We start from the raw sequence: 8,188 nt of genomic DNA, 5'->3' as shown, positions 1-8,188 counted from the left end.
GCCGCCGCGCTGCGGGCCGGGGCGGTCGGCCTCGAGCCCGAGCCGCCCCGCGAGGAGGTCCGCAGGGCCCCCGGGCGGCTGCACAGCCGCAGCCGCGACCGCGCGGCCATCAGCCACCACTACGACGTCGGGAACGACTTCTACCGGATCGTGCTGGGCTCCTCGATGGTCTACTCGTGCGCCTACTGGGCGCCCGAGGCGAAGAGCCTGGAGGCGGCCCAGGAGGCCAAGCTCGACCTGATCTGCCGCAAGCTCGGCCTGCGCCCCGGGATGCGCCTGCTGGACGTCGGCTGCGGCTGGGGCTCGCTGCTGCTGCACGCGGCGAAGCACTACGGGGTCACCGCGGTCGGCGTCTCCATCTCCACGGAGCAGGTCGCGCTGGCCCGCGCCAGGGTCGAGGAGGCCGGGCTGTCCGACCGGGTCGAGGTCCGGCTCCAGGACTACCGGGAGATCACCGACGGGCCCTTCGACGCGATCTCCAGCGTCGGGATGGCCGAGCACGTCGGCTCCGAGCAGTACCGGGTCTACGCCGAGGGCCTGTACCGGCTGCTGGTGCCCGGCGGCCGGCTGCTCAACCACCAGATCGCCCGCCGCCCCGACATCCCCGGGGTGCCGCACCGCACCAGCCCCTTCATCGACCGCTACGTCTTCCCGGACGGCGAGCTCTCCCCCGTCGGGTCCACGGTGGCCCGGCTGGAGGAGGCCGGCTTCGAGGTCCGGGACGTCGAGTCGCTGCGCGAGCACTACGGGCTGACCCTGCGCGAGTGGGTGGCCAACCTGGAGGCGCACTGGACGGAGGCGGTCCGGCTGGTCGGCCGCGGCCGGGCCCGGGTCTGGCGGCTGTACATGGCGGCCTCCGCGCTCGCCTTCGAGCAGAACCGGATCGGGATCAACCAGGTCCTCGCCGTCCGCAGCACCGAGGAGGGCGCGGCGGGCCTGCCGCCGACCCGCGAGGAGTGGCTGCTGCGCCCCTCCGTGGGTGCGCCGCAGCTGGTCGCGGGGGGTGCCGCCGCAGCCCCGGCCGACCCGGATTTGGGAGATCGGCCGTCGGTCCGCTAATCTTTCAGTGCGGCGAGGGCCTATAGCTCAGACGGTTAGAGCGCTTCCCTGATAAGGAAGAGGCCACAGGTTCAAGTCCTGTTAGGCCCACCACCGCGAAGGGCCCGGAGTGATCCACTCCGGGCCCTTCGACGTTTCCCGCCGCGCTGCCTCCGCGCGTCCCGCCGCGTTCCCACCGCATTCCCGCCGCCGGACCGGGAACCGCGCGCCCCTCCCGACGGTTCTCGGGGGAGGGACGGTGGAGGGTTGGTGACGGCATGGCGGTGTTCTGGGCGATGAGCATCCCCGGACTGGTCTGCGCCCTGGTGGTGCTGGCCGCGCTCGATCAACTGGCACTGCGGGCGCGCCGCGCCCGCTGGGTGCCCTGGCGGGGGACGGGCCGGGAGGGGCAGATCTCGGCCACCGGGTTCGAGCAGCTGCACGCGCAGTTCGCCGCGGGCAAGCAGCACGAGCTGGACGAACGTCGCAGCACCCTGATGCTGCGGGACGAGGAGGGCGAGGGGGCGCCGCCGCGGACCAGGGTGGACCTGGCGAACGGCACCGCCGTGGTGGTGGCGCCGGGCCGCCCGGCGGACGGGATGGCGGGCGGACCCGCGGACGGCTCGGCGGGCCGGGTCTGATCCGCGGGCGCGCGGGACGGTCCGGGCACGGTCGGACCGCCCGCTAGGAGGTGCGGCGTCAATCCTGGGACCGGACCGCCGGGTTGGCCGCACCGGTGGCTGGTCACGATTGGGACACCGGTGTGTATCATCGGCCGCAAGGGCAGTCTGGCACCCGGCCGCCCGTTCGCGCTCGAAACACAACTGGACTCGTCGGCCCGGTCAGTCCGGCCGGATCCGGCTCTTGAGTCCACCAACGCAAGAAGGACGAGGTCCCGCGGTGAAGAAGCTTCTCCTGGTCGCCCTGGTCGCCCTCGGCGGCTTCTTTGTCTACCGTCAGGTCCAGGCGGACCGCGCCGAGCAGGACCTGTGGACCGAGGCCACCGACCCGGTCCCGGCCGGTCGCTGAGCCCCCGGCGATCTGACGATCGACGAACTCCGGAGGCGCCCGTCGGCGCCTCCCGGGCCGGCCGGCCCGGTCGACGAACCGGACCGGCCGACCCCTTGGAACGGCACCGTTCCGGGGGGACGGCGCTGGGAATCGCGCCGGAAACCGGTACGCTAGTGCCCGTTGGCACGCGCGCGGTGCCGTCGAGGGGCATTAGCTCAGTTGGTAGAGCGCTGCCTTTGCAAGGCAGATGTCAGGAGTTCGAGTCTCCTATGCTCCACAGCCCACAGCAGTAGCCGATCGGCCGCCGACCAGGATCCTGGTCGGCGGCCGATCGGCGTTTCCGGGCGTTCGTCCGTACGGTCAGCGCGACCCGGGGCCGTCCTCGGCGGGGCCGTCCTTCCCGGCGGTCGGGGACCCGTCCGTCGACTCGGCGACGGCCTCCGGGCCGGAGCCGTTCACCGGCGTGGAGGCGGCGTGCGCCCCGGCCGGCCGGGGCTCCTGCGGGGCCGGGGGCTCGACCAGCCACTCCGGGTTGCTGTGCCGGCGCCACCACTGCCAGGCCACGATGCCGCCGCCGATCGCCAGCAGGCCGGCCACGGCGAGGCCGGTGGCCAGGCGGTTGCACTGCTCCTTCCTGGCGTTCCGGGCGGCCAGCTCGCTGATCTCGGCCGAGCTGACGTTGCCCTGGAGGGCGGTCAGCGCGGCGGCGCCGCGGGCCTGGGCCTCGTGGGCGACCGGGCCGACGGTGGCGCGGGCCTCCTCGACCGCCTGGGCGACCCTGGGGCCGACGGTGGCGCGCGCCTGGTCCGCGGCCCGGGCGGCGGACAGGCGGGCCGCCAGAGCGGCCTCCTGGGCCCGGTGGAGGGCCTTCAGGGTGTTCTGCTGGGCCTCCGGCGGCAGGTTGGCGAAGGCCTGGCCGAACTGGGGGGCGAGGTGCCGGTCGTACTGGCAGCGGAGGTGGTGGGCGGCCTGTGCGGCCTTCGGACCGAAGGCGTCCAAGGCGGGGCCGAGGCGCTGCTTGGCGCCGTCCGCGAACTGTGCGGCGGTGTCCCGGGTCCTGGTGGCCGTCTCACGGGCCGAATCCGAAAAGCTCACGAGTCTCTCCTCCTGGGTGGTGTCCTTTATGCACATATCCACCTGAATGCTGATCATGCATGCTGATTTGTCCGGAGGCATGTCGGGGTGGGCCGTACGCGGGGCCCCTGCCGGGGCGGGCCGGACGGGGCGGGCGTGAGGACAGGGCCCCCGGCGGGGCGGAGAAAGCCGGGTCCGGCTGTGGGGGAGCCGGTCCGGGGGCGGGGGCACGGCAGTAGGCTGGCGGTTTCGGAGGTCGTGTACGGGAAGGGGACCCGCTGATGCTCCCGGACGAGCCGAGGCCGTCGGTCGACCGGTCCCCGGAGGCCGGACCGCCCGACTGCTACCGGCACCCGCAGACCCCCACCGGGGTCTCCTGCACCCGCTGCGAGCGGCCGATCTGCCCGCAGTGCATGGTGACCGCCTCGGTGGGCTTCCAGTGCCCCGAGTGCGTCGGCAACGGCCACACCGGGTCGCGGCAGGCGACCACCCGGTTCGGCGGGGCCCTGGCCGCCGACGGCGGGCTGGTCACCCGGGTGCTGATCGGGCTCAACATCGTGGTCTGGGTGCTGGCCGCCTTCGTGCTCACCCCGCGGCTGGGCCAGACCTGGTCGCTGTTCAGCGCCGGGCGGGACATCCTCGGCGGCCCGGCGGGCATCGCCGACGGCCCGGACCAGTGGTACCGGCTGCTGACCGCCACCTTCCTGCACCTGGAGTGGTGGCACGTCGGGATGAACATGCTGGTGCTGTACTGGCTCGGCCCGTCGCTGGAGGAGGCGCTCGGCCGGCTCCGCTTCCTGGCCCTCTACCTGGTCTCCGGCCTGGGCGGCAGCACCTTCGCCTTCCTGGTGGCCGGCGGCTGGATGAACTCGGTGGGCGCCTCCGGGGCGGTCTTCGGGCTGATCGGCGCCACGATCGTGCTGCAGCTGCGGAACAAGGGCCCGCTCGGCCCGGCGATGGCGTTCCTGGTCTTCAACCTGGTGGTCACCTTCTCCCGCCCGGGCGTCGACTGGCGGGCGCACGTCGGCGGCCTGCTGCTCGGCTCGCTGACGGCGGTCGGCCTGATGTACGCCCCGCGCGAGCGCCGCGGCCTGGTGCAGGGGCTGACGGTGGCGGGCGCGGTGGCGGTCGAGGCGGGGATGCTGCTGGCCGGGACGGCCCTCTACGGGGCCTGACCCCTCGGACGTTTGTCCACAGCGGGTGCGGGGTTGTGCACAGGCTGTGCGACCACCCGGGTGTGGACTGGTGTTCTACGCGTGTCCTGCTGTGCGGTTATCCCGTTCCCGGGGAGTTGTGCACAGCTGTGGACGGGCCCGCCGGGGAAAGTTATCCACAGGCTCGGGGGACTTTTCCCCAGTGTGGATAACCATGTGGATAAGCCCGACAGTCCGATGGTGGGGATAACCGACCGGATTCCGGTGCGCTCCCGCCCGGCTCCGGGCACGCCTGACCGCCGCCCCGGGACGAGCTATCCGGAGCGGCGGGAAACGGCTCGAAGCCGAGCCTCAGGACGGGCGGAGCGTCACTTCCACTGGGTGGAGACGCCGAAGCCGGCGGCGATGAAGCCGAAGCCGACCAGGATGTTCCAGTTGCGCCAGCTCTCGACCGGGTAGGTGCCGCTGGTCACGTAGTAGGTGACGATCCACACCAGGCCGATCAGGAACAGCGCGAGCATCAGCGGCGCGACCCAACCACGGCCCGAACTGATCTTCACCGCGGCCGTGGTCGGCGGGGTGTAGTCGGACTTCTTGCGGAGTCGAGACTTCGGCACGAGGAGCTCTCCTGTCGATGCGCTGTGAGACCGCGCAGGGTGCAGCGGGTGGAATCGGCCGCGGTCGGCTGTGGAGAAACGTCCTGGGGACCGCTCCGCCACATGCCACCGGCGTCCGTTAGCGTAGTGGCTCGGCGGGTCTAGAGGAGATAAGGGTACGGTGACTAATTTGTCGATTCCCCCTGAGCCGGCCCGTACCCGCCGTTCCGGCACCCGAATTGTCGGACGTGCCCTGACCTGCGCCGTCTTCGCGCTCGCCGGACTGCTCTTCTACATCAGCGCGCAGACCGCCCGCGGCACCGACCTGCGGACCGACAACTCGTTGCTCAGCCTCGGCGACGTGGTCCGCCAGCGCAGCGCCCAGAACCAGCAGGCGCAGTCCCAGCTCGCCGACCTCCAGGCCCGCGCCCAGCAGCTCACCGAGCAGCAGGGCCACGACCCCGCCAACGCCGCGCAGCTGGGCGGCCTGCGCTCCGGCGCGGCCCTGGAGCCGCTCCAGGGCGGCGGGCTGACCGTCACCCTCAACGACGCCCCGCCGAACGCCACCGCGCGCATCCCGGGGGTGCCCGAGCCCGGCGTCAACGACCTGGTCATCCACCAGCAGGACATCCAGGCCGTCGTCAACGCGCTGTGGCGGGGCGGCGCCGAAGGGGTGCAGGGGATGGACCAGCGGCTGATCTCCACCAGCGCCGTCCGCTGCGTCGGCAACACCCTGCTGCTCCAGGGCCGGGTCTACTCCCCGCCGTACGTGGTCAGGGCGGTCGGGCGGACGGACACCCTGCGCTCGGCCGTCGAGGCGGACCCGACGGTCCGCAACTACCTCCAGTACGTCCAGGCGTACGGGCTGGGCTGGAAGGTCCAGGAGAGCGGCGAGCTGAGCCTGCCCGGCTACTCCGGCACCACCGAGCTGCGTTCGGCGGGCGGCCAGCAGTAGCGGACCGGCCCCGCGGGCGCGCACGGCGGGTCTACTCTTTAACCCAGTCCGCTACGTCGAGGGAGCACCATGTACGGCTGGATCTGGCGTCACCTCCCGGGGAACACCCTGGTCCGGGCCGTCATTTCGCTGCTCCTCGTGCTGGGGATCGTCTACCTCCTCTTCACCTACGTCTTCCCGTGGGCGGAACCGCTGCTCCCCTTCGGCGACGTCACAGTGGACGGCGGCGACGGCGCCGCGACCGGCTGAGCCGGCGGGCCCGGCACTCCCTTCCCGCACCGCACCCCACGGAGACCACGCGCGCATGACGACCCGGCCGACCACTCCGCCCCGCATCCTGGTGGTGGACAACTACGACAGCTTCGTCTTCAACCTGGTCCAGTACCTGTACCAGCTCGGCGCCACCTGCGAGGTGGTGCGCAACGACGAGGTGACCGTCGAGCACGCCGTCCGCCGCTCCGGCGAGGAGGGCTTCGACGGGGTGCTGCTCTCCCCCGGGCCCGGCGCCCCGGAGGAGGCCGGGGTCTGCATCGAGATGGTGCACCACTGCGCGCGGATCGGACTGCCGGTGTTCGGCGTCTGCCTGGGCCTCCAGTCGATCGCGGCCGCGTACGGCGCCGTGGTCGGCCGGGCGCCCGAGCTGCTGCACGGCAAGACCTCGCCGGTCGAGCACGAGGACGGCGGCGTCTTCGAGGGCCTGCCCTCGCCGCTGACCGCGACCCGCTACCACTCGCTCGCGGTCGAGCCGGCCACCGTACCGGCCGAACTGGTGGTCACCGCGCGCACCGGGAGCGGCGTGATCATGGGGCTCAGGCATCGTGAACTGCCGGTCGAGGGCGTGCAGTTCCACCCCGAGTCGGTGCTCACCGAGGGCGGGCACCGGATGCTCGCCAACTGGCTCGCGGAGTGCGGCTTCCCGCAGGCGGTCGACCGGTCGGCCGGGCTCGCCCCGGTGATCGGCCGGGGCTGACCGGCGTGACCTCGCTGCGTCCGGAGGGGCGTTTCCAGCCGGAGGCGGACCCGTACGGCACCGCGCAGCAGTACGGCGGGCCCCGGTACCCGGGCCAGGACGACGGCACCGGCGGTGCGCCGTACCGGCAGGGGATCCCGGTGCAGACCGTGCCCGAGGACGCCTGGGGCGTGTACGAGCAGGCCCAGGAGCCCATCGTGGACGGGCCCGAGTACCCCTGGCTGCCCGACCAGACCCTCCAGCTGCGGCTGCCCCTGGACCTCGGCGCGCCGGCCGCCGAACCGGCCCCCACCGGTGGCCGGGCCGAGCGCCGCCGCGCCGCCCAGGGCCGCACCTCGCTGCGCTCCGGCAGCGGCCGGCGCCGGTCGAACGGCCGCGGCGCCGGGCGGGTGCGCCCCCGGGAGTCCGTGCTCGTGGTGGCCGCCCGGAGCGTCGGCGAGCTGTGCATCACGCTCGGCGTGGTGATGCTGCTCTTCGTCGCGTACCAGCTCTGGTGGACCAACGTGCAGGCCGACGCGGCCGCCGACGGGGCCCGCAACCAGCTGGAGCAGCAGTTCAACGCGGCCGTCGCGCCCGTCCAGCCGGGGCAGCCGGCCCCGGCGCCGGACAAGCCCGAGGTGTTCGAGCCCGGCAAGGGCTTCGCCATCATCTACCTGCCCAAGCTGGGGCTGAAGTTCCCGATCGCCGAGGGCACCTCCAAGTCGGGGGTGCTCGACAACGGCCTGGTCGGCCACTACACGGGAACCGGGATGCCGGGCGACAAGGCGGGCAACTTCGCGCTGGCCGCCCACCGCAACACCCACGGCGAGCCGTTCCGGTACATCAACCAGCTCGGCAAGGGCGACAAGATCGTGGTGGAGACCGCGGCCGGCTACTACACCTACGAGGTCACCGGGGGCATCCCGGAGACCTCCCCCAACAACGTGAGCGTGATCAAGCCGGTGCCGAACGGCGCGGGGTACGCCGGTCCGGGCCGCTACATCACCCTGACCACCTGCACGCCGGAGTTCACCTCCAAGTTCCGCCTCATCGTCTTTGGCAAGATGATCGAGGAACGGCCGCGTGCCCAGGGCAAGCCGGCCGCGATCACGGGCGGGTAGCCGCCCGGCCGCCCGGCCCGGAGGGGGAGCACCGCAGATGCAGGACGAGAGCGCGCGATCGGCCGAACCGGCGCAGGAGGCCTTCGCCCCGCCCGAGCCGCGGGCCGGGCGGGGCCGGAGCCGGGCGCTGGCCGCGCTCGGGGTCTTCGGCGAGCTGCTGATCACCATGGGCCTGGTGCTCGGCCTGTTCGTGGGCTACTCGCTCTGGTGGACCAACGTGCAGGCGGACCGCTCGGCCTCGGCGGCCGCCGACCGGCTGCGCGGCAGCTGGGCCGCGGGCCCGCGCCCCG

Annotated in this window: 10 protein-coding genes, 2 tRNA genes and 1 pseudogene; 11 read left to right on the top strand and 2 right to left on the bottom strand. The window is 73.1% G+C overall.

The annotated features are described in order from the left end of the window. The 5 genes from AE652_RS29010 to AE652_RS28995 form a co-directional block, all read left to right on the top strand. A partial coding sequence (locus tag AE652_RS29010) for a cyclopropane-fatty-acyl-phospholipid synthase family protein (protein ID WP_049656805.1) occupies positions 1-1,059 on the top strand: 1,059 nt, incomplete at its 5' end. 16 nt (positions 1,060-1,075) lie between these two features. Next, positions 1,076-1,152 (top strand) — tRNA-Ile (locus tag AE652_RS29005). 164 nt (positions 1,153-1,316) lie between these two features. After that, on the top strand, positions 1,317-1,679 hold the full coding sequence (locus AE652_RS29000; protein ID WP_049656802.1) for a DUF6191 domain-containing protein: 363 nt from the start codon (positions 1,317-1,319) through the stop codon (positions 1,677-1,679). A gap of 259 nt (positions 1,680-1,938) precedes the next feature. Then, complete coding sequence (locus tag AE652_RS48525) at positions 1,939-2,067, top strand: DLW-39 family protein (protein ID WP_014137031.1); 129 nt, start codon at positions 1,939-1,941, stop codon at positions 2,065-2,067. 186 nt (positions 2,068-2,253) lie between these two features. Continuing rightward, a tRNA-Ala gene (locus tag AE652_RS28995) sits at positions 2,254-2,326 on the top strand. Between the two features lie 83 nt (positions 2,327-2,409). Here the strand turns inward: AE652_RS28995 and AE652_RS28990 are convergent. Then, the gene (locus AE652_RS28990) at positions 2,410-3,144 is read right to left on the bottom strand and encodes a DUF5324 family protein (protein ID WP_049656800.1); all 735 of its coding nucleotides are present in this window, start codon (positions 3,142-3,144) and stop codon (positions 2,410-2,412) included. A gap of 260 nt (positions 3,145-3,404) precedes the next feature. On the opposite strand from AE652_RS28990, the gene AE652_RS28985 reads away from it, so the two are divergent. Then, positions 3,405-4,298 carry a rhomboid family intramembrane serine protease gene (locus AE652_RS28985; RefSeq protein WP_049656798.1) on the top strand — a complete coding sequence of 298 codons (894 nt, stop codon included), beginning with the start codon at positions 3,405-3,407 and terminating at the stop codon, positions 4,296-4,298. A 347-nt stretch (positions 4,299-4,645) separates the two neighbouring features. On the opposite strand, the gene crgA is transcribed toward AE652_RS28985, so the two are convergent. Beyond that, positions 4,646-4,894, bottom strand: coding sequence for a cell division protein CrgA (crgA, locus tag AE652_RS28980; RefSeq protein WP_049656797.1), 249 nt, complete (start codon positions 4,892-4,894; stop codon positions 4,646-4,648). A 169-nt stretch (positions 4,895-5,063) separates the two neighbouring features. Here crgA and AE652_RS28975 point away from each other — a divergent pair, with 169 nt between their 5' ends. From AE652_RS28975 to AE652_RS48520, 5 genes and pseudogenes are all read left to right on the top strand, one after another. Then, positions 5,064-5,828, top strand: a complete 765-nt coding sequence (locus tag AE652_RS28975; protein WP_369808338.1) for a DUF881 domain-containing protein — start codon at positions 5,064-5,066, stop codon at positions 5,826-5,828. Between the two features lie 69 nt (positions 5,829-5,897). Beyond that, the gene (locus AE652_RS28970) at positions 5,898-6,077 is read left to right on the top strand and encodes a hypothetical protein (RefSeq protein WP_049656795.1); all 180 of its coding nucleotides are present in this window, start codon (positions 5,898-5,900) and stop codon (positions 6,075-6,077) included. Between the two features lie 55 nt (positions 6,078-6,132). After that, positions 6,133-6,798 carry an aminodeoxychorismate/anthranilate synthase component II gene (locus AE652_RS28965; RefSeq protein ID WP_049656792.1) on the top strand — a complete coding sequence of 222 codons (666 nt, stop codon included), beginning with the start codon at positions 6,133-6,135 and terminating at the stop codon, positions 6,796-6,798. A 5-nt stretch (positions 6,799-6,803) separates the two neighbouring features. Beyond that, positions 6,804-7,898, top strand: a complete 1,095-nt coding sequence (locus AE652_RS28960; RefSeq protein WP_053112322.1) for a class E sortase — start codon at positions 6,804-6,806, stop codon at positions 7,896-7,898. Between the two features lie 37 nt (positions 7,899-7,935). Beyond that, positions 7,936-8,188: pseudogene (locus AE652_RS48520) on the top strand (class E sortase); the annotation flags it as partial.

Origin of the sequence: Kitasatospora sp. MY 5-36, assembly GCF_001182915.1 — a bacterium.
In the GTDB taxonomy this organism is placed as follows: domain Bacteria; phylum Actinomycetota; class Actinomycetes; order Streptomycetales; family Streptomycetaceae; genus Kitasatospora.
The sequence above is the reverse complement of the archived record's forward strand: the minus strand, read 5'-3'. Positions and strand labels throughout refer to the sequence as shown.

Excerpts from the sequence above, each read along its gene's own strand:
- AE652_RS29000 (WP_049656802.1), top strand. The coding sequence starts at position 1,317 with ATGGCGGTGTTCTGGGCGATGAGCATCCCCGGACTGGTCTGCGCCCTG.
- AE652_RS28985 (WP_049656798.1), top strand. The coding sequence starts at position 3,405 with ATGCTCCCGGACGAGCCGAGGCCGTCGGTCGACCGGTCCCCGGAGGCC.
- AE652_RS28970 (WP_049656795.1), top strand. The coding sequence starts at position 5,898 with ATGTACGGCTGGATCTGGCGTCACCTCCCGGGGAACACCCTGGTCCGG.
- AE652_RS28965 (WP_049656792.1), top strand. The coding sequence starts at position 6,133 with ATGACGACCCGGCCGACCACTCCGCCCCGCATCCTGGTGGTGGACAAC.